The 18046-nt window shown below is 65.7% G+C and carries 17 protein-coding genes; 8 read left to right on the top strand and 9 right to left on the bottom strand.

Annotated features, from left to right (window positions below):
• Window positions 1-3 precede the first annotated feature (3 nt).
• Window positions 4-975 carry a LysR family transcriptional regulator gene (locus VCS63_RS13385; protein ID WP_223306469.1) on the bottom strand — a complete coding sequence of 324 codons (972 nt, stop codon included), beginning with the start codon at window positions 973-975 and terminating at the stop codon, window positions 4-6.
• Between the two features lie 80 nt (window positions 976-1055).
• Between VCS63_RS13385 and VCS63_RS13380 the strand changes: the two genes are divergently transcribed.
• The 3 genes from VCS63_RS13380 to VCS63_RS13370 are packed head-to-tail and all read left to right on the top strand — an operon-like array spanning window position 1056 to window position 4249.
• Window positions 1056-2213, top strand: coding sequence for an ABC transporter substrate-binding protein (locus VCS63_RS13380; protein WP_063959625.1), 1158 nt, complete (start codon window positions 1056-1058; stop codon window positions 2211-2213).
• 16 nt (window positions 2214-2229) lie between these two features.
• Window positions 2230-3297 (top strand): aromatic ring-hydroxylating dioxygenase subunit alpha, encoded by a 1068-nt coding sequence (locus tag VCS63_RS13375; RefSeq protein WP_063640734.1) that lies wholly within the window; start codon window positions 2230-2232, stop codon window positions 3295-3297.
• Window position 3298: 1 nt separating this feature from the next.
• Entirely contained in the window at window positions 3299-4249 is a 951-nt protein-coding gene (locus VCS63_RS13370; RefSeq protein ID WP_323880024.1) for a PDR/VanB family oxidoreductase, read from the top strand.
• A gap of 3 nt (window positions 4250-4252) precedes the next feature.
• Here VCS63_RS13370 and VCS63_RS13365 read toward each other — a convergent pair whose 3' ends face one another.
• The gene (locus VCS63_RS13365) at window positions 4253-4981 is read right to left on the bottom strand and encodes a GntR family transcriptional regulator (protein WP_323880022.1); all 729 of its coding nucleotides are present in this window, start codon (window positions 4979-4981) and stop codon (window positions 4253-4255) included.
• A gap of 279 nt (window positions 4982-5260) precedes the next feature.
• Between VCS63_RS13365 and VCS63_RS13360 the strand changes: the two genes are divergently transcribed.
• Both VCS63_RS13360 and VCS63_RS13355 read left to right on the top strand, forming a co-directional pair.
• A complete protein-coding gene (locus VCS63_RS13360; protein WP_323880021.1) occupies window positions 5261-6163 on the top strand; it encodes a dihydrodipicolinate synthase family protein in 903 nt (300 codons plus the stop codon).
• A 15-nt stretch (window positions 6164-6178) separates the two neighbouring features.
• Window positions 6179-7144 (top strand): Bug family tripartite tricarboxylate transporter substrate binding protein, encoded by a 966-nt coding sequence (locus VCS63_RS13355; protein ID WP_149064636.1) that lies wholly within the window; start codon window positions 6179-6181, stop codon window positions 7142-7144.
• A 49-nt stretch (window positions 7145-7193) separates the two neighbouring features.
• Here the strand turns inward: VCS63_RS13355 and VCS63_RS13350 are convergent, their stop codons facing one another.
• The 3 genes from VCS63_RS13350 to araD are packed head-to-tail and all read right to left on the bottom strand — an operon-like array spanning window position 7194 to window position 10729.
• A complete protein-coding gene (locus VCS63_RS13350; protein ID WP_042793456.1) occupies window positions 7194-8183 on the bottom strand; it encodes a Bug family tripartite tricarboxylate transporter substrate binding protein in 990 nt (329 codons plus the stop codon).
• A 58-nt stretch (window positions 8184-8241) separates the two neighbouring features.
• A complete protein-coding gene (locus VCS63_RS13345; protein WP_063640738.1) occupies window positions 8242-8952 on the bottom strand; it encodes a ribonuclease activity regulator RraA in 711 nt (236 codons plus the stop codon).
• A 46-nt stretch (window positions 8953-8998) separates the two neighbouring features.
• Complete coding sequence (gene araD, locus VCS63_RS13340) at window positions 8999-10729, bottom strand: L-arabinonate dehydratase (protein ID WP_323880018.1); 1731 nt, start codon at window positions 10727-10729, stop codon at window positions 8999-9001.
• 128 nt (window positions 10730-10857) lie between these two features.
• On the opposite strand from araD, the gene VCS63_RS13335 reads away from it, so the two are divergent.
• Together VCS63_RS13335 and VCS63_RS13330 are read left to right on the top strand one after the other, a co-directional pair.
• A complete protein-coding gene (locus tag VCS63_RS13335) occupies window positions 10858-11547 on the top strand; it encodes a GntR family transcriptional regulator (protein WP_063640739.1) in 690 nt (229 codons plus the stop codon).
• Between the two features lie 119 nt (window positions 11548-11666).
• Complete coding sequence (locus tag VCS63_RS13330; RefSeq protein ID WP_042793452.1) at window positions 11667-12221, top strand: surface-adhesin E family protein; 555 nt, start codon at window positions 11667-11669, stop codon at window positions 12219-12221.
• A gap of 28 nt (window positions 12222-12249) precedes the next feature.
• On the opposite strand, the gene VCS63_RS13325 is transcribed toward VCS63_RS13330, so the two are convergent.
• The 4 genes from VCS63_RS13325 to VCS63_RS13310 form a co-directional block, all read right to left on the bottom strand.
• A complete protein-coding gene (locus VCS63_RS13325) occupies window positions 12250-13359 on the bottom strand; it encodes an acyl-CoA dehydrogenase family protein (protein ID WP_323880016.1) in 1110 nt (369 codons plus the stop codon).
• Window positions 13360-13482: 123 nt separating this feature from the next.
• Window positions 13483-14310 carry an alpha/beta fold hydrolase gene (locus VCS63_RS13320; RefSeq protein ID WP_232033729.1) on the bottom strand — a complete coding sequence of 276 codons (828 nt, stop codon included), beginning with the start codon at window positions 14308-14310 and terminating at the stop codon, window positions 13483-13485.
• A 5-nt stretch (window positions 14311-14315) separates the two neighbouring features.
• Window positions 14316-15611 (bottom strand): O-acetylhomoserine aminocarboxypropyltransferase/cysteine synthase family protein, encoded by a 1296-nt coding sequence (locus VCS63_RS13315; RefSeq protein WP_042793451.1) that lies wholly within the window; start codon window positions 15609-15611, stop codon window positions 14316-14318.
• Window positions 15612-15648: 37 nt separating this feature from the next.
• Entirely contained in the window at window positions 15649-16788 is a 1140-nt protein-coding gene (locus tag VCS63_RS13310) for an aminotransferase class V-fold PLP-dependent enzyme (protein ID WP_323880013.1), read from the bottom strand.
• A gap of 170 nt (window positions 16789-16958) precedes the next feature.
• On the opposite strand from VCS63_RS13310, the gene VCS63_RS13305 reads away from it, so the two are divergent.
• The gene (locus tag VCS63_RS13305; RefSeq protein WP_082884603.1) at window positions 16959-17981 is read left to right on the top strand and encodes an amino acid ABC transporter substrate-binding protein; all 1023 of its coding nucleotides are present in this window, start codon (window positions 16959-16961) and stop codon (window positions 17979-17981) included.
• Window positions 17982-18046: the final 65 nt, after the last annotated feature.

Here is an 18046-nt window from a genome sequence, read left to right as displayed (position 1 = left end):
GCTTCAAGCGCCACGCCGCGCGGCAGGCACGGGGTCCCAGGGATAGCCATCAAAAGTGTCTTTCACCAGTTCCCGCAGCCAGATGATCGCCGGATCCTGGTGAAAGCGCGGATGCCAATGCTGGCGCAGCGCAAAGGACGGCAGCGGCAGCGGCGGCTCCAGCACCCTGACCAGGCCATAGCCCCCGAACACGTTGCCCAGTTCCTGCGGCACGGTGGCGATCAGGTCCGGATGCTGGTCCAGCAACAGCGGCACCACCAGGAAGTGCGGCGTGGACAGGAAAATGTTGCGCTTGACGCCCTGCTCTTCGAGCGCGCTGTCATAGGCTTCGGACGAGCGCCCGGCCAGCGTCACCACAATCTGCGGCATGCGCTGGAACTGCTCGAGCGTCAGCTCGTCCCCCACGTCCTTGTTCTTCACGCTGACCAGCGTCACGAATCGGTGCATGAACAGCTGCTGCTGAAACAGGCCTTGCGGCGCTGCGCGCAGCGACCCCAGTACCAGATCCACCTCGCCGGAAGCCAGCAGGGGCTCTACCTGCGGTAGCGGCACCTGCCGTGTGCGCAGGGTGCAATGCGGAGCCAATTCTCGCAGGCGCTTGATCAGGGGCGGCAGGAACACCAGTTCACCCATGTCGGTCATGCACAAGGTGAACATGCGCATGGCCGAGGCCGGATCGAACTGCGCCTGCGACAGCACCTGGCCGCGGATCGTTGCCATCAGCGCCAGGATGGTCGGCGCCAGGCTCTCGGATTTCGGGGTGGGCTGCATGCCCTGCCCGGTTTTTACGAACAGCGGATCATCGAAGAAGACGCGCAGCCGGTTCACCGCGTGGCTCATGGCGCTTTGCGACAGGCCCAGCTGTTCGCCGGCGCGGGTCACACTGCGCTCCCGCATCAGGCTATCAAACACCGCCAATAAGTTGAGATCTAGTTTCTCGTTATGCATAGCGTGCATTTCCAGAATCAGGCTCATGACATTGACGCATATTCCGCCGCTATCTATCTTGTTGTCAAACGCCGCGCAGATCGGCGTTTCTACGAGGAGACAACATCTTGAAGCCCCTACAACACCCCCTTGGCGCGGTGCTGGTTTCGTGCGCCCTGCTGTCCTGTAGCACCGCCTCGGCCGATGTCGGCGTCGGCGTCATCCTGTCCCTGACCGGCCCTGCCGCATCGCTGGGAGGCCCGGCCAAAAACGCCATAGACCTGTTGCCGCGCGAAGTCGCGGGAGAGACGGTCCGCTACATCGTCCTGGATGACGCCTCCGACGCCACGGGAGCCGCCCGTGCCTTCCGCAGGCTGGTCGACGAGCACAACGTGGACGTGGTGCTGGGCACCTCGGTCACGCCCGCCACGCTGACCCTGCTGCCCATCGCTCACGAGAAGAAGGTCCCCTTGATGAGCCTAGCGGCCGGAGCCAAGCTGGTCGAACCCATGGACGCGCAGCGCCACTGGGTGTTCAAGGTCGTGCAGAACGAGAACCTGATGGTGGCCAGCACGGTCGCGCACATGAAAGCCAGCGGCGTGAAGACGCTGGGTTACATCGGCTTTGCCGACGCCTACGGCGACAGCTGGCTGGCTGAAGTCTCCGCGCAGGCTGCGCGCGCCGGCATCAAGCTGACCGCCACCGAGCGCTACGTCAAGACCGACACCAGCGTCACGGCGCAGACCCTGAAGCTGTTGGCCGCCAAACCGGACGCGGTGATCGTGGCGGCATCCGGCACACCGGGCGCGCTGCCGCAGAAGTCGCTGCGCGAGCGCGGCTATGGCGGCCGCATCTACCAGACCTACGGCATCGCCAACCGCGAGTTCCTGCGCATCGCCGGCAAAGACGCGGAAGGCGCGCTGTTTGCCGTCGGGCCGGTCGTGGTCGCCAGCCAATTGGATCAATCCAATCCCATCCGCGCGGTCGCCATGGACCTGACCCAGCGCTACGAAGCCGCTCACGGCAAAGATTCCATGTCGGTGTTCGCCGCCAACGCCTGGGACGCCGGCATCGTGCTGCAACAGGCGCTGAAGACCACATTGCCCCAAGCGAAGCCGGGCACCCCTGAATTCAGGGCAGGCCTGCGCGATGCGCTGGAAGCCACCCGCGACGCCGTCACCTCGCAGGGCGTGTCCACCATGTCCCCCGCCGACCACGTCGGCTATGACGAGCGCGCCGCTGTCATGGTGCAGATCAAGGACGGCGCCTGGCGCTACGTCAAGTAAACACTGGAGCAAACCCATGTTCATCAAAAACACCTGGTATGTCGCCGCCTGGGACCATGAAGTCAGCGCCGACGGCTTGTTCTCCCGCACCATCACCGGCGTGCCGGTGCTGATGTACCGCGACGGCGGCGGCCGGCTGGTCGCGTTGGAAGACCGCTGCTGTCACCGCGGCGCGCCGCTGTCCGTGGGACGGCGCGAGGGCGATTGCGTGCGCTGCATGTACCATGGCCTGAAATTCGATCCCAGCGGCGCCTGTGTCGATGCGCCGGCGCAAGCACGCATTCCGCCGAAGGCCCGGGTCCGGACCTTCCCGGTGGTCGAGCAGCACCGCTGGATCTGGATCTGGATGGGCGATCCGGAACGCGCCGATCCGGCTCTCATTCCCGATACGCAATGGCTCGACCATCCCGAGTGGCGCAGCCAGGACGGCTACATCCACTATGACGTCAACTATCTGCTGATCGCCGACAATCTGCTGGACTTCTCGCACCTGCCCTTCGTGCATCCGACCACGCTGGGCGGCAGCGAAGACTACGCGTCCGTTTCTCCCAAGGTCGACAGGCTGCCCGATGGCGTGCGCATCACCCGCTGGACGCTGAACACCGAAGCGCCAGCCTTCGCCAAGAAGGTCCGGGAATGGCCAGGCCTGGTCGACCGCTGGAACATCTACAACTTCACGCTGCCCGGCATCCTGCTGATGGACTCGGGCATGGCGCCGGCGGGGAACGGCGCGCAGGAAGGCAACCGCCAAGGCGCCATCGAGTTTCGCGGCTGCCAGGCGCTGACTCCCGAAACCGCCACATCGACGCACTATTTCTTCGCGCATCCGCACAACTTCTCCATCGACCGGCCCGAGATTACGGCGTCAATACACCAAAGCGTGGTGGAGGCCTTCGATGAAGACCGGGACATCATCACCGCGCAGCAGCGGTCCTTATCGCTGGCGCCGGATTTCAAAATGGTGCCGCTATCCATCGACGCTGCGCTGTCCCAATTCCGCTGGGTGGTGGCGCGCCGCATCGAGGAAGAACAAGAAGCGGCGGCCACTGGCGTAGATGTCCGTCCCGCGCAGGCGGTGGCCTGAGATGCGGCAACTCGTCGTCAGCCGTATCGCGCGTGAAGCACGCGGCATCGTTGGCGTGCACTTGCGCAGCCCCGACGGCGCCATGCTGCCCGCCTTCGAGGCCGGAGCGCACGTGGACGTGGCGCTCGGCAATGGCCAACTCCGGCAATATTCCCTGTGCGGCGATCCGGCGGAACTGAGCGTCTACCGCCTCGGCGTAGGCCTGGCTCCGGAGTCGCGAGGCGGCTCGCGCTACATCCACCAACAACTGCGCGAAGGCGACCGCGTGCACATCAGCGAACCCCGGCAATTGTTCGGGCTGCATGCGCAGGCCACCCGCCACGTCTTCATCGCCGGAGGTATCGGCATCACGCCCATCCTCAGCATGATTCTTGCGTGCGAAAGACGCGGTGAACCCTGGCGGCTGCTGTACTGCGTGCGCGAACGCGACGCGGCAGCCTACCTGTCGGAGCTTGCAGCCTATGGCGAGCGCGTGGATCTGCACGTGGACAGCGAGCGCCAAGGCGCCCTTTGCGACCTGGACGCCTACCTTCAAGTCCAGCAAGACCCCGGCCTGCATGTCTATTGCTGCGGGCCGGCGCCGCTTATGGCCGCGGTGGCTGCCGCAAGCGAACGGCGAGGCATCGCCGCGGGCCGCGTGCATTTCGAGCGTTTCACCGCAGGCGCCGACGCCGCCGCACAAACGGGTGAGACCTTCCAGATCAGGCTCGTGCGCAGCGGCGGCAGCTACGAGGTTCCCGCGGACAAGTCCGTGCTGGACGTGCTGGAAGCCGCCGGCGTCGCCTGGCCGCACTCATGCCGCGAAGGCCTGTGCCGCAGTTGCGAGGCTACCGTGCTGTCCGGCGACGTCGATCACCGCGACTACGTGCTCAGCGACGAGGAGCGCGCGGCGGGACGCAGCATGATGGTCTGCGTGTCACGCGGCTGCGGCACGCTGGAGCTGGATGTGTAGACGCTACGCGGGTTCCTCCAACGCCGACGCATCCAGCAGATGGTCGACGATGGCCAGGATCTGGTCGGCGGCTTCGGCGATGTGCCGTTCAAGCGCGACCTCGGCCTGTTCGGCCTGGCCATGCCGCGCGAGGGCGATCAGCGCGCTATGTTCGTCATGCGCCTGTTGGCGGATCGGGGCGTTGACGATCTGAAAGCGAAAGTAGCGTTCGGACTTTTCATGCAACGCGCGCACCATGGCAAGCGCGGCGGGCCGTTGCGCCGAGCGGTACAGCAGCTCGTGCAATTGCCAGTTCAAGCGGCCCCACTGCTCCGGTTCCGCCGTGTCCATCTGCGCCACCACCTGGCTGGCCAGCTCCAGGTCCTGGACATTGCGCTGCTGCACCGCCAGGCGCAGCAGCCATGGCTCCAGCCGCAGGCGGATGTCGAAGAACTCCTGCACCTCGGCACGCGACAACATGGACACGTAGGCGCCCCGATGGGGAATCATATCGATCAAGCCTTCGGCGCTGAGTTGGCGTATGGCCTCGCGTACCGGAAGCCGGCTCACGCCCAGTTCCTCTGCGAACAACTCCTGGCGCAAGGCCGAGCCGGGCGGGATGGCGCCAGACAGGATACGGTCGCGCAGTTCATCCACCACCAGCTCAACGGCGGTCTTGCGCACGAGGCGGCCGGGCGAACCGGCTTGGGGACGGGGCGGGGTTGTAGCGGAAAGCGACGAATTCTGGGACATGGGACCTGCCTGGTTGTGCCGTCCGGCGGCCGCCGAACGGTGTGGGCATGCGGGAAGCGGAACCGCCATGCCCAGGAAAACCCCGAGAGACAGCCGGCACCCGCAGCCCTTTTAATGTGAGTATATTGGATCCATGATCCAGTTCAAGCCACCGCTGGCCCAGCGGCGGTCCGAGGCCCGTGCCTCGTTTTTTTAAGTCCCGTTTTTTTGGATCCAATATCCAATAGTCGCAGCGAACCCGGCCGCAGGCCGGACAAACCACACCACAGGAGCCGCAGCATGAGCATTCAATGGCAAGGGGTATTTCCCGCCGTCACTACGAAGCTGAAACCCGATTTTTCGCTGGACCTGGCAGCCATCCGCCTCGGGCTGGAACGCCTCATCGAAAACGGCGTGGGCGGCGTCGTAATGATGGGTATGGTGGGCGAAAACGCGCAGCTCTCGCCCGAAGAAAAGCTGGAGGTCCTGCGTACCGCCGTGGACACGGTGCGCGGACGCGTGCCGGTGATATCGGGGGTAGCCGAGACCGGCACCGCGCGCGCCGCCGCTTTCGCGCAGGAAGCCGCCCGCATCGGGGTAAACGGCCTGATGGTGTTCCCGGGCCTGACCTACAAATCCGATGCCCGCGAAACCGTGGCTTTCTATCGCAGCGTAGCGCGCGCCAGCGCCTTGCCCATCCTGCTCTACAACAACCCCCGGGGCTACGGGGTGGACTTGACGCCCGACCTGGTGGCGGAATTGCTGGAAGAGCCGACCATCGTCGCCATCAAGGAAGAATCCTACGACACCACCCGCGTCACCGACCTGATCACCCGCTTTGGCGACCGGCTTGCCGTAGTCTGCGGCGTGGACGACCTGATCCTCGAAAGCGCGGCGCTGGGCGTGACCGCCTGGGTGTCCGGCATGGCAAACGCCGTGCCCAAGGCTTCGGTGGATCTGTTGAAGCTGGCAGTCGAGGGCGACTTCGTCCGCGCCCGCAAGCTCTACGCCGCACTGACCCCGCTATTCCACCTGGACACGGTGGTCAAGCTGGTGCAGCACATCAAGCTGGCCGAACACCTGATCACCGGCAGCGCCGAAACCGTCAAGCCGCCGCGCCTGGACCTGGCGGGCACCGAACGCGAGCGCACCATTGCCATCACCAAACAGACGCTCGCGGATCTTTCCGCCCTGGGCTACTGATACCGGAGCCACTCCATGCGCCCCATCCGCCTGTCCGCGCTGGCCATCAGCGCCCTGTCCGCAGTTTCCGTCCTGTCCGCCGCGCGTGCCGCGGACTACCCTGCCCGCTCGATGGAACTGGTGGTCGCCTACCAGCCCGGCGGCGGCAGCGACAACACCGCCCGCGCCATCGCCGAAGCGGTGCGCCCTCCGCTGCTGGCGCAACCCACCGTGGTGATCAACAAGCCCGGCGCGAGCGGTTCGATTGGCTGGGCCTATGTCGCCAATGCACAGCCCGACGGCTACCGGCTCGTGTTGATGACTCCCGAAATGCTGGTGGTGCCCCTCATGGGCATAGGCAAGACCACGGTCGGCGACTTCCAGCCCATCGCCCGTTTCACCGACGATCCGTCGTCGGTCACGGTGCGGGCCGACGCACCCTGGAAAACGGTGGAGGAGTTCCTCGCCGACGCCAGGAAGAATCCCGAGCGCATCGCGGTCTCCAACGCAGGCATCGGCACCGTGCCGCACATGGCGGCCGCGGCGCTGGGTGAGCAAGCCGGCGTGAAGTTCGTGCACGTTCCGTATCAGGGGTCGGCCCCGGCCATCATGGGCTTGCTGGCGGGCGACGTGCAGGCAACCACGGTAGCCTATGCCGAACTGCAGCAGCATGTCGAAACCGGCAAGCTGCGCACCCTGGCCGTCATGGCGCCGAAACGGCTGGACAATCTGCCTGCCGTACCCACCATGAAGGAAAAAGGCGCGGACCTGCAATTCAGCGTCTGGCGCGGCATCGGACTGCCCAAGGCAACACCCGCGGACGCGGTGGAAAAATGGCGGGCGGCAGCCCGCCAGGTGGCGCAATCCCAGGATTTCCAGGCGTTGATGCGCAAGCAGAACCTGACCCCCTCCTATGCGGACCTGCCGCAGTTCGCGGCCGACGTTGCGCGCCAGGAAGAAGCGTTCAAGGCGCTGGTACCCAAGCTGAATCTGAAGCCCTGAACGGCAACAGGCGCGGCGCCGAAACGCCGCGCCCGAGATCGCCCGCGGGCTACTCGACCGTCGCGCCCGACGTCTTCACGACTTCAGCCCAACGCGGAATTTCAGCCGCCATCAGGTCGCGCAGTTGCTCGGGCGTACTGCCGACCAGTTCCATCCCCATGGTCTTGCCCAGTTTTTCCTGCACGTCCGGCTCTTTGACGATCACCGCAATCTCCTGCGCCAGCTTGTCCAGGATGGGCTTGGGCGTGCCCTTGGGCGCGTACACGGCCTGCCAGGATGCCATCTGGAAGCCCGGCACGCCGGCCTCCTGCATGGTCGGCACCTCGGGCGCCAATGCGATGCGGTCCTTGGTAGTCACGGCCAGAAGCTTGAGTTTGCCGGTCTGCAGCAAGGGCAAGGCCGCAGTCATCTGATCGAACATGAAGGTCACCGCGCCGGAGGATACGTCCACCATGGCGGGCGGCGTGCCCTTGTAGGGCACGTGCGTCAGCGGCACGCCTATCATGCTGGCGAAGAGTTCCCCGGCCAGGTGCGTGGAAGTTCCCGCACCCGAGGACGCAAAGGTGCGCTTGGTGGGGTCGCGCTTCAACAACGCGATCAGGTCGGCCACGGAATTCACGCCCAGATTGGGATCCACCAGCAGCACGTTGGGCAGATAGGCAATCAGCGAGACCGGCTCGAAATCCTTGACGGGGTCGTACTTCAGGTTCTTGTACAGGCTGGCGTTGATGGCGTGGGTGCTGATGGTGCCACCGAACAGGGTGTAGCCATCGGGCGGCGCTTTGGCGACGTAGGTCGCGCCGATTCCGCCCGCCGCGCCAGGCTTGTTCTCGACGATGACGTTCTGGTGCAGGCGGTCACCCAGCTTCTGCGCGAGCACCCGTCCCACCACGTCGGTCGAACCGCCAACGGTGAACGGCACCACGTAGGAAATCGGCTTCTGGGCCGGCCAGTCGGCGGCCAGCACGGGCGATGCCAGCGAGCCCAGCGCGGCGGCCGCCAGCAGCGCGGCCAGCGCACCGCGTCGTTGCATATTCATGATTGTCTCCTGCCTGTTTTTTGGCTTATGGGGGTGCCGGTCCAGCCGGCGGCAAGGCTTAACGGCCCTGTTGCTTGCGCCAGGCCGCGAATTTGTCCTTGGTTGCCGGGTCGGTGGGCGGATACAGGCCAAGTATGGATGCGCCCTGCTGCACTTCGCTGGTTACGAAATCCTCGAAGGCGGTCATTTCCACGGCCTCGACGGCGATCTCGTCGGCGATGTTGGCGGGTATCACCACCACGCCCTCGCGGTCGCCCACCACGATGTCGCCCGGCCACACGGCCACGTCGCCGCAGCCGATGGGCGCATTGATGTCCAGGGCCTGGTGCAGGGTCAGGTTGGTCGGTGCCGAGGGACGCTTGTGATAGGCGGCGTAGCCCAGTTCGGCGATTTCGGGTGAATCGCGAAAGCCCCCATCCGTCACCACGCCGGCCACGCCGCGCTTCATCAGCCGCGTGACCAGGATGGAACCTGCCGACGCGGCGCGCGCGTCCTTGCGGCTGTCCATGACCAGCACTGCGCCTTCCGGGCAGGTTTCCACCGCGACGCGCTGCGGATGCGCGCGGTCTTCGAACACTTTGATGGTGTTCAGGTCTTCGCGCGCGGGGATATAGCGCAGGGTGTAGGCGGGGCCGACCATATTGGGCAGCGTGGCGTTCAGCGGACGCACGTCCTGGATGAATTGGTTGCGCAGGCCGCGCTTGAACAAGGCGGTGCACAGGGTGGCGGTGCTGACGCCGGCCAGGCGCGCGCGGGTTTCGGGATTCATTGTGGACACGATGGCTCCGGGGATAGGAAGACTGTGGGCATGGGCCCTAGAAGATCTCGGGTTCAGGCACGGGCGCGCCGAAGCTGGTTTCCAGGAAATCGAAATCGCAGCCGTCGTTGGCCTGCAAAATGTGCCTGGAATACATCCAGCCATAGCCGCGTTCGTAGCGCTTGGGCGGCGGCGTCCAGGCCGCGCGGCGCGCAGCCAGCTCTTCGTCGCTGACGTTCAGATGGATGCTGCGCGCGGGCACGTCCACCGTAATCAGATCGCCCGTCCGCACCAGGGCCAGCGGGCCGCCGATGTAGCTTTCCGGCGCCACGTGCAGGATGCAGGCGCCGTAGCTGGTGCCGCTCATGCGGGCATCCGACAGGCGCAGCATGTCGCGCACGCCCTGCTTTACCAGCTTGGTCGGGATAGGCAGCATGCCCCATTCGGGCATGCCGGGTCCGCCTTGCGGGCCGGCATTGCGCAGGATCATGATGTGGTCGGGGGTGACGTCCAGGTTCTCGTCATCCACGGCCGCCTTCATGCTGGGATAGTCGTCGAACACCAGGGCCGGCCCGGTGTGGCGCAGGTACTGCGGCGCGCAGGCGCTGGGCTTGATGACGCAGCCGTCGGGAGCTATGTTGCCGCGCAACACAGCCAGCGCGCCTTCGTCGTATATGGCCCGGTCCAGCGGGCGGATCACGTCGTCGTTGTAGACCTCGGCGCCGGCGATGTTCTCGCCCAGCGTCCTGCCGGTGACCGTCATGGCGGACATATCCAGATGATCCCGCAGCCGAGACATCAGTGCCGGCAGGCCGCCCGCATAGAAGAAATCTTCCATCAGATAGGTGTCGCCGCTGGGCCGGATGTTGGCGATCACGGGCACCTTGCGGCTGGCGTCGTCGAAGTCGTCCAGGCTCACGGCGCACCCGGCGCGGCGCGACATCGCAACCAGGTGCACGATGGCGTTGGTCGAGCAGCCCATGGCCATGGCCACGTTGATGGCGTTCTTGAAGGACGCCAGGCTCAGGATGCGCTGTGGAGACAAGTCTTCCCAGACCATCTCCACCACGCGCCGGCCGCATTCGGCCGACATACGCATATGGTTCACGTCCGCCGCCGGGATCGAGGATGCCCCGGGCAGCGTCATGCCGATGGCTTCCGCGATGGCGGTCATGGTGCTGGCCGTACCCATGGTCATGCAAGTGCCGTAGCTGCGCGCAATGCCGCCCTCGACCTCGGTCCATTGCTCCTGCGTGATCTTGCCGGCACGGCGCTCGTCCCAGAGCTTCCAGGCATCGGAGCCGGAGCCCAGGATCTTGCCCTTCCAGTTACCCCGCAGCATCGGGCCGGCCGGCACGTAGACACAGGGCAGTCCGGCGCTGACCGCGCCCATGAGCAGGCCCGGCGTGGTCTTGTCGCATCCGCCCATGAGCACGGCGCCGTCGACCGGATGGCTGCGCAGCAATTCCTCGGTCTCCATGGCCAGGAAATTGCGGTACAGCATGGTGGTCGGCTTGACGAAGGATTCCGACACCGAAATCGCGGGCAACTCCACCGGAAAGCCGCCTGCCTGGAACACGCCTCGCTTCACGTCTTCGACGCGTTGCTTGAAATGGCTATGGCAGGGGTTCAGGTCCGACCAGGTGTTGATGATGGCGATGATCGGGCGGCCCTGCCAATCGTCCGGGCCGTAGCCCATCTGCATCATGCGGGAACGGTGGCCGAAGGAGCGCAGATCGTCCTTGGCCATCCAGGCGGCGCTGCGCAGGCTTTCGTAAGAGCGTTTCATAGGAAAGAGACAGTGTTCCGTGACGTCGACCGGGCCATTTAAACACTAATACATTAGTGCGTCAGCTAGGTAAAAACCCGCTACACTGCGCTTTTCGCGATTCTCGCGCCCAGCCTCCACTCGCCTCGATGCACAGCACAAAGCTCAGACTGGACCGTTCGCGCCATGCAGCGCCCCAGGTCTTCGAACATCTACGCGAACAAATCGTGTCCCTGGAACTCGCGCCCGGCGCGCCGTTGTCGCGCGTGACACTGGCAGAGGCCTACGGACTCAGCCAGACGCCGATCCGCGACGCCCTGATGCGGCTGGCCGAAGAGGCGCTGGTCGAAATCTATCCGCAGCACACCACGGTGGTCAGCCGCATCGACATCGCCGCCGCCCGCGAGGCGCATTTCCTGCGCCGCTCCCTGGAGCTCGAGATCGTGCAGCTGCTGGCGCAGCGCCTTGATCCGCCGTTGTTCCAACGCCTGCAGGCCAGCATCGACCTGCAGCGCGTCAGCCACGCCAACGGCCAGTATCAGCGCTTCATCGATGCCGACCAGGCCTTCCACCGCGACATGCACGAAGCCGCCGGCGTGACTCGGCTATGGGAACTGGAGCAACGCTACAGCGGTCACTTGGACCGCCTGCGCCGCCTGCATCTGCCTGAAGCCGGCAAGGCCGAACGCATACTCGACGATCACCAGCGCCTGCTGGACGCCATCGTCGCCCAGGACCCGCAGCGCGCCCAGCAGGTGCTGCGCGAACACCTGTCCGGCACCCTCAGCCAGGTGGCCGAGATCTGCAAGCGCTATCCGGATTATGTGTTGACGGCTTAGGGTCTATTGCCCCTAGGGCATATTCGCGCCGCAGGCGCGCGCCCTGCCCGGTATGATCAGGGACACACCTCGGCCACACGCCGGGCGACGGCGCGCCGCGCCACCACCGGAAAACACCAATGACCGCAAGGCACGCATCCTTGATCGCCCTGGCCGCAGCGGCCTGGACCCACCCCGCGCAGGCCGCGCCGCCCGGCTCGTGTGAAACCATCACGGTCCGCGAAGGCGATCCGGTCCCCGTCAATGCCTGCGCGGTGACCGTCGTGCCGCGCGATCCCGGACCCGGGGGCATGTTGCCCGGCGCGCCTGACTGGCTGCCCGTGGACCCGCAAGCCATGCCTGGCGTGTTCTACGACAGCGCCTCGATCAAGGTAGTCTCGGAACGCCCGGCCGTCATGAGCGTGAACGTGGCCTGGTTCTATGCCCAACCCAGGATCTCCGCCGCCAACGGGCAACTCTACCGTTCCGTGACCCAGCCGGTCACCATGAACTGCGCCGCCGGCACCTACAGCGTAAGCGAGGTCCTGCACCACGCAGGCGAGAATGCCACCGGCCCCATCGTCGACTCCCTGCCCCCGCCCGGCATCCGCAATGCGCCCATCGCACAGGACCCGGTGCAGCTCAAGCTGCGTGAGGTCGTTTGCCCGGCCCACGGCAAGACCCCGCGAAAGTAAGGCATCCAGCCCGGCCGCCCACCCGGACTTAGCCCGCCTGGACCGCCAGCCTAGCCTGACGCTTGGCCAGTTCGGTCTTCAACTGCACCAGGCTGGGCGTGACGATAGGCAGGAAAGCCGCTTCGCGCCAGCGCCGGCCAAAGCCCGCGCCCGCAGGCAGCAGATAGGCCGCGCCTCCGCTGGCCTGCAGTTCCAGCTGCACCGCCTGCTGGGCGGCTTCAGCCAGTGCGATGCGGATCTCGAAGAGACGCCAGGGTTCAGCCACAAAGCTCTCGTTGCGCACGCCTTCGATCAAGCCGGCGGTCAACGCGTCCAACTGCGCGCGCAGCGCCTCCAGCGGCTGGCCCAGGATGCCGCGCGCCGGCTGGCCCTGGCCAGCTTGATCCGCAGCGCGCAAGGCGCCTCGCGCCAGGCCGATCGACAAGCCGCACTGCATGCCTGCGAAAGCCGGCCTGGCTTGGGGCAGGTACTGCCGCGCATCGGCGTGGATCAGCCACTCCCGGCCGATGCGCACACCGCGTACGTCGAGCGCCGCGGTATTGCTCGACTGCAGGCCCAGCAAGGGCAGGTCCGGACTGCGCGTCAGTCCCGCAATGCTATCTGGCAGCGCCACCACCGCCGGCGTGCCATCGGGCGCGGAAACCGCGGCGGCGACGAGAAAGCCCTGCGGCCGCAGATTCGTGACCCAGGGCATATGGCCGTCCAGCACCCATTCGTCACCCGCGGCGCGCGCAGCGATCTGTAGCGACTCGATGCCGCTCAGGAATTTCATCGCATTCGACAGCGCGGTCGCGCCGGCCTGTTCGCCGTTCAGCAACGGCGTCAACCATGCATCGGCCAGATCCGTATTCGGACTGCGCAACAGGTATTCGATAAAGACGCGCTGGCTCCAGGCCACGAAGGCGGCGGCAACGGATAATTCCGCCAGCCGCGCGACCGCCTCGATGGCATCGCCGATGTCGGTGCCGGGCAGGCCGCCACGCGCAGCCGGCACGCCATGGCGCAACATATCGGCGGCAGCCAGCCTCGGCAGCACCGTAGCCGCGTCCAGGCTGCCGTCGTCCAGGGCTTCGGCATGCTGCTGCAGCCAGGCATTCAGATCAGCCGGCAACTCGGCGTGGGCAGACAAATGGGCCATGGCGGTCTCCTACGGATCATCAAGGGGCGCACCGGCGCTGACCGGCCGATGCAATCCCGCATGATGCCCGCAAACTGCGATGCCCGGTCGACCATATCAGCCCCGGGCCTGCGTCCCCAGGCTTCAGCCCAGGCCCAGGAGCAGATCGGCCAGCAAGGCCGGATGCGTGATGTGGGCTTCGTGGGGCGCGGCAATGTCGACCCAGTTCCAGCCCGACTGGGACTGCACCAGCTTGCGCGAGTCATCCAGCACCGCCAGCTCGGGCTGCGTGCAATGGATGTAGGTGCGTGCAACCCCGTTGCCGATGGGGTGCCTCAGGTTCAGCGGCGTGGTGTAGCTAGCCAGTGGATGCGCAGTCAAGCGGCGCTTGACCCAATCGTAGTCCGCACTGCCGGCAGCGAAGCCCCAGGCGGCGGGCAGCGGATCGGGAATCGGCACAGCCAACCCGTCGGTGGCCTTGGATGCTGCCGCGATCCGCGCGTCGGCATCCGCCTTGGGATAGACCGAAAACGCGTTCTGGCCGCTTTGCAGCACGATGGCATCGAAGTACACCAGGTGCCCCAGGCGCTCCGGAATTCGGTCCGCCACGCCTGTAATGGGGATGCCGCCGAAGCTGTGGCCCACCAGGATCACGTCCCTGAGTTCCTCGGTCTCGATGACCTGGACCAGGTCCTCGACAAAGGTATCGATGGTGATGTTCTTGCTGAGCAAGTGGGCGCGGTCGCCCATGCCGGTGTAGCTGGGCGCATACACCCGGTGGCCGGCCGCCAGCAGGCGGTCCGCAACCGGACGCCAGCACCAGCCGCCATGCCAGGAGCCGTGGGCCAGGACATAGTTCCTGGCTTTTGCGGCCGGAGCAGCCGGAGCCGCCGCCCCGGCCGCTCCCGCGGCGGCAAGCGCGGGCAGGCCCGCGGCAAGCTTCAACAAGGTTCTGCGCGGAAGCATCGTCATGGCGATTACACCTGCGCCAGCGCCTGGTCCAGATCGGCCAGCAGATCGTCGATATGCTCGATACCGATGGACAGGCGCACGGTTTCCTCGCGCACGCCGGCCTTTTGCAGCTCTTCCGGATTGAGCTGGCGGTGCGTGGTGGATGCGGGGTGCGTGGCCAGGGACTTGGAGTCGCCGATATTGACCAGGCGCGTGAACAGCTGCAGCGCGTCCTGGAAGCGCGCGCCGGCTTCACGGCCGCCCTTCACGCCGAAGGTGAACAGGCCCGGCGCCTTGCCTCCCAGGTACTTCTGCGCCAGCGCGTGATCCGGATGGTCCGGCAAGCCGGCATAGTTGACCCATTCGACCTTGGGATGCTCGCGCAGGTAGTTGGCGATCTTCACGGTGTTTTCGACAATGCGGTCCACGCGCAGCGCCAGGGTCTCGATGCCTTGCAGGATCTGGAAGGAGTTGAAGGGCGAGATCGCCGCGCCGGTGTTGCGCAGCGGCACCACGCGGGCGCGGCCGATGTAGGCGGCCGGACCGAAGGCTTCGGTGTAGACCACGCCGTGATAGCTGACGTCCGGTTCGTTCAGGCGCTTGAAGCGTGCCTTGTGCTCTGCCCAGGGGAACTTGCCCGAATCGATGATGGCGCCGCCCAGGCTGGTACCGTGTCCGCCCAGGTACTTGGTCAGCGACTGCACCACGATGTCCGCGCCATGTTCGATGGGGCGCAGCAGGTAAGGCGACGGCACGGTGTTGTCGACGATCAGCGGCAGACCGTGACGGTGCGCAAGTTCGGCCAGCGCCGCGATGTCGGTGATGTTGCCCAGCGGATTACCGACGGACTCGGCAAAAATGGCCTTGGTGCGGTCATCGATCTGCGCTTCGAAAGCCGCCAGGTCGGACGGATTGGCGAAACGCGTGCTGATGCCGTATTGCGGCAGCGTGTGCGCGAACAGGTTGTAGGTGCCGCCGTACAGCGTGCTGGACGACACGATATTGTCGCCCGCTTCGGCGATGGTCAGGATGGCGTAGGTGACCGCCGCCTGGCCCGAGGCCAGCGCCAGCGCCGCAATGCCGCCTTCCAGGGCCGCGACGCGTTGCTCCAGTACGTCCGTGGTCGGGTTCATGATGCGGGTATAGATGTTGCCCGGCACCTTCAGGTCGAACAGGTCGGCGCCGTGCTGCGTGTCGTCGAACGCATAGGCCACGGTCTGGTAGATGGGCACGGCCACGGCGCGCGTGGTCGGATCGGGGCGATAGCCGCCATGCACGGCCACGGTTTCAAGCCGCCACTGGGGCTTCTTCGCTTCGGTCATCAGTATCTCCTAGAGGGTTGCTTATCAATGATTCTTTTCAGACGGGAAGCGTTCGCGCCGCGCGCAGGATGCGTTCCACGTCCGCATGATTGTTATAGGCGCCGACAGACAAGCGCACGTAACCATACTCCACTACGCTGGCCACGACCCCGGATTGTGTCAGATGCGCCAGCGCGGCGGCAGGGTCCGGCACGCGCAGCGCTGTCGTCGTGCTGCGAAACTCGGGCTCGGCCGGCGACACCACCTGCAGCCCCGAGCCGCGCAGGCCTTTGGCCAGCGCTTCCGACAGTTCCAGCACCCACGGCTCGATACGCTCGGGCCGGGCGCTTTCGATCAGGTCCAGCGCGCCCGCCCAGCCCGCGATGCCGGGATAGTTCAGGTTGCCGGATTCAAGCCTGCGAGCATCGGCCGCATCGGCGAGGCCCACCTGCCATTGCAATCCGGACTTGTCCAGCGTGTTGACGCCGGACGGCCCGATATACAGCGGATCCAGAGCCTCCAGCAGCCGGGGCGACACGTGCAGCAAGCCCACGCCCAACGGTCCGAGCATGCCTTTGTGCGCGCCGCAGGCAAAAGCATCCACGCCCCATGCATCGACTTCGACACGCAACAGTCCTGCGCCCTGAATGCCGTCGACGACCAGCCAGATGCCACGCTCCGCGCAACGTCGGCCCAGTTCAGCGATGTCCGTGCGCAGGCCGGTGCCATATTGCACCCAGGACACGGCGATCAGACGTGTGCGCGCATCCACATGCTGCCAAAGGTCATCCACGGTATAGCGATGCGCGCTCGCCTGCGCGACGCGCACCTGCACGCCGCGACGGCGCAGGTTCAGCCAGGGCAAGGCATTGGTGGGATGCTCTTGATCATCCACGACCAGGTTGTCGCCGTCCTGCCAGGCCAGGCCCTGGGCGACGATGTTCAGTCCTTCGGTCGTGTTCTTGGTGAAGGCCAGGCGCTTGGCTTCGCCCCCGATCAGGCGGGCCAGCCGCTGACGCAGCACGTCTGCATCGCGCAACCACTGAGGTTTGTCGCTGCGCGCATGGGTGATGTCATCGAAAAAGGCGCCGACCGCGTCGGCCACCTTGGGCGACAACGGACTGGTGTAGGCGATGTTGGCGTAGGCCTTGTCTTGCGTGATGGGAAACAACTGCCTGAATTCGTCCTGCCAGCTCATGCGCCACCCGCTCCGTGATTTCAACTTGGTATGAAGGGGATTCTAGGTATATGACGCGCATTTGAGTAAGGCTTAGTTTTTATATCCATATGACCATATAGTCGCTCGCTGAACGCCTGCACAACCATAGAATTCCTGCCTTTCCGGAGTGCATAGAATAAGGGAATGGCATGCGTATGACTCAACTAATCAAGGCTGCGGGCGTGGCCGCGGCGCTGGCGCTGGCCGGCGCGGCTCACGCCGGCACGGTCGATACCATCAAGAAGCGGGGCGAACTTGTCTGCGGCGTGAGCCAAGGATCGGCGGGCCTGTCCATCGCCGACAAGCAAGGCCGCTGGACCGGCCTGGACGCGGACCTGTGCCGCGCGCTCGCAGCGGCCGTGCTAGGCGACCCGGAGAAGACGCGTTTCGTCCCGCTGAGTTCGCAGCAACGCTTCCCCGCGCTCCAGTCAGGTGAAATCGACGTGTTGAACCGCAACACCACCATCACTTCGAGCCGCGATGCCGGCCTGGGCATCGTCTCCGCAGGCATCGTTTTTTATGACGGCCAGGGCTTTCTGGTGCCGCGCAAGCTTGGCGTGAAAAGCGCCACGGAACTCGATGGCGCGCAGGTCTGCGTGCAGCCCGGCACCGTCAACGAGCAGAACCTGGTCGACTACTTCAAGAAGCACAAACTGAGCTATCGCCCGGTCGTTATCGAGAACCTGGTGGAACTGGAGCAGGCCTTTTACGCGGGACGCTGCGACGTTTACCTGTCGGATGCATCGACCCTGGCAGCCAGCCGGGCCGCCCGCGCCGGCCGGCCCGACGACTTCGTCATCCTGCCAGAACGCATCAACAAATCGCCGCTGGGCCCCTTCGTGCGGCAGGACGATGCCAACTGGACGGCCATTGTGCGCTGGACCATCAATGCGCTGGTGGCGGCCGAGGAACTCGGCATCACCGCGCAAAACGCCGACAGCCAGACGCAAAGCGCTGACGCGCAAGTGCGCCGCCTGCTGGGCGTGGACCCTGGCATAGGCAAGAGTTTCGGCCTGGACGAAAGCTGGGCCAAGAATGCCATCAAGGCCGTCGGCAACTACGGCGAAGTCTGGAATCGCAATCTGGGCGCCGCGACGCCGCTGAAGCTGGACCGGGGATTGAACGCGCAATGGAACCAGGGCGGACTGCTGTACTCGCCGCCGTTCCAATGATCCTGGCCGCCTGAATGCCAAGGGCGGGCGCAGGCCCGCCTGTTTTTCTTTTGCGCACATTCCCG

Source organism: Achromobacter sp. D10 (assembly GCF_035282245.1).
GTDB lineage: Bacteria > Pseudomonadota > Gammaproteobacteria > Burkholderiales > Burkholderiaceae_B > Achromobacter > Achromobacter insolitus.
Note: the sequence above shows the minus strand (reverse complement) of the source record. Positions and strands in the feature narration are given on the sequence as shown.

Bases quoted from the DNA above. Each gene is read 5' to 3' on its own strand.
- VCS63_RS13385 (WP_223306469.1), bottom strand. From the start codon at position 975: ATGAGCCTGATTCTGGAAATGCACGCTATGCATAACGAGAAACTAGAT.
- VCS63_RS13375 (WP_063640734.1), top strand. From the start codon at position 2,230: ATGTTCATCAAAAACACCTGGTATGTCGCCGCCTGGGACCATGAAGTC.
- VCS63_RS13370 (WP_323880024.1), top strand. From the start codon at position 3,299: ATGCGGCAACTCGTCGTCAGCCGTATCGCGCGTGAAGCACGCGGCATC.
- VCS63_RS13365 (WP_323880022.1), bottom strand. From the start codon at position 4,981: ATGTCCCAGAATTCGTCGCTTTCCGCTACAACCCCGCCCCGTCCCCAA.
- VCS63_RS13360 (WP_323880021.1), top strand. From the start codon at position 5,261: ATGAGCATTCAATGGCAAGGGGTATTTCCCGCCGTCACTACGAAGCTG.
- VCS63_RS13355 (WP_149064636.1), top strand. From the start codon at position 6,179: ATGCGCCCCATCCGCCTGTCCGCGCTGGCCATCAGCGCCCTGTCCGCA.
- VCS63_RS13350 (WP_042793456.1), bottom strand. From the start codon at position 8,183: ATGAATATGCAACGACGCGGTGCGCTGGCCGCGCTGCTGGCGGCCGCC.
- VCS63_RS13345 (WP_063640738.1), bottom strand. From the start codon at position 8,952: ATGAATCCCGAAACCCGCGCGCGCCTGGCCGGCGTCAGCACCGCCACC.
- araD (WP_323880018.1), bottom strand. From the start codon at position 10,729: ATGAAACGCTCTTACGAAAGCCTGCGCAGCGCCGCCTGGATGGCCAAG.
- VCS63_RS13335 (WP_063640739.1), top strand. From the start codon at position 10,858: ATGCACAGCACAAAGCTCAGACTGGACCGTTCGCGCCATGCAGCGCCC.
- VCS63_RS13330 (WP_042793452.1), top strand. From the start codon at position 11,667: ATGACCGCAAGGCACGCATCCTTGATCGCCCTGGCCGCAGCGGCCTGG.
- VCS63_RS13325 (WP_323880016.1), bottom strand. From the start codon at position 13,359: ATGGCCCATTTGTCTGCCCACGCCGAGTTGCCGGCTGATCTGAATGCC.
- VCS63_RS13320 (WP_232033729.1), bottom strand. From the start codon at position 14,310: ATGACGATGCTTCCGCGCAGAACCTTGTTGAAGCTTGCCGCGGGCCTG.
- VCS63_RS13315 (WP_042793451.1), bottom strand. From the start codon at position 15,611: ATGACCGAAGCGAAGAAGCCCCAGTGGCGGCTTGAAACCGTGGCCGTG.
- VCS63_RS13310 (WP_323880013.1), bottom strand. From the start codon at position 16,788: ATGAGCTGGCAGGACGAATTCAGGCAGTTGTTTCCCATCACGCAAGAC.
- VCS63_RS13305 (WP_082884603.1), top strand. From the start codon at position 16,959: ATGCGTATGACTCAACTAATCAAGGCTGCGGGCGTGGCCGCGGCGCTG.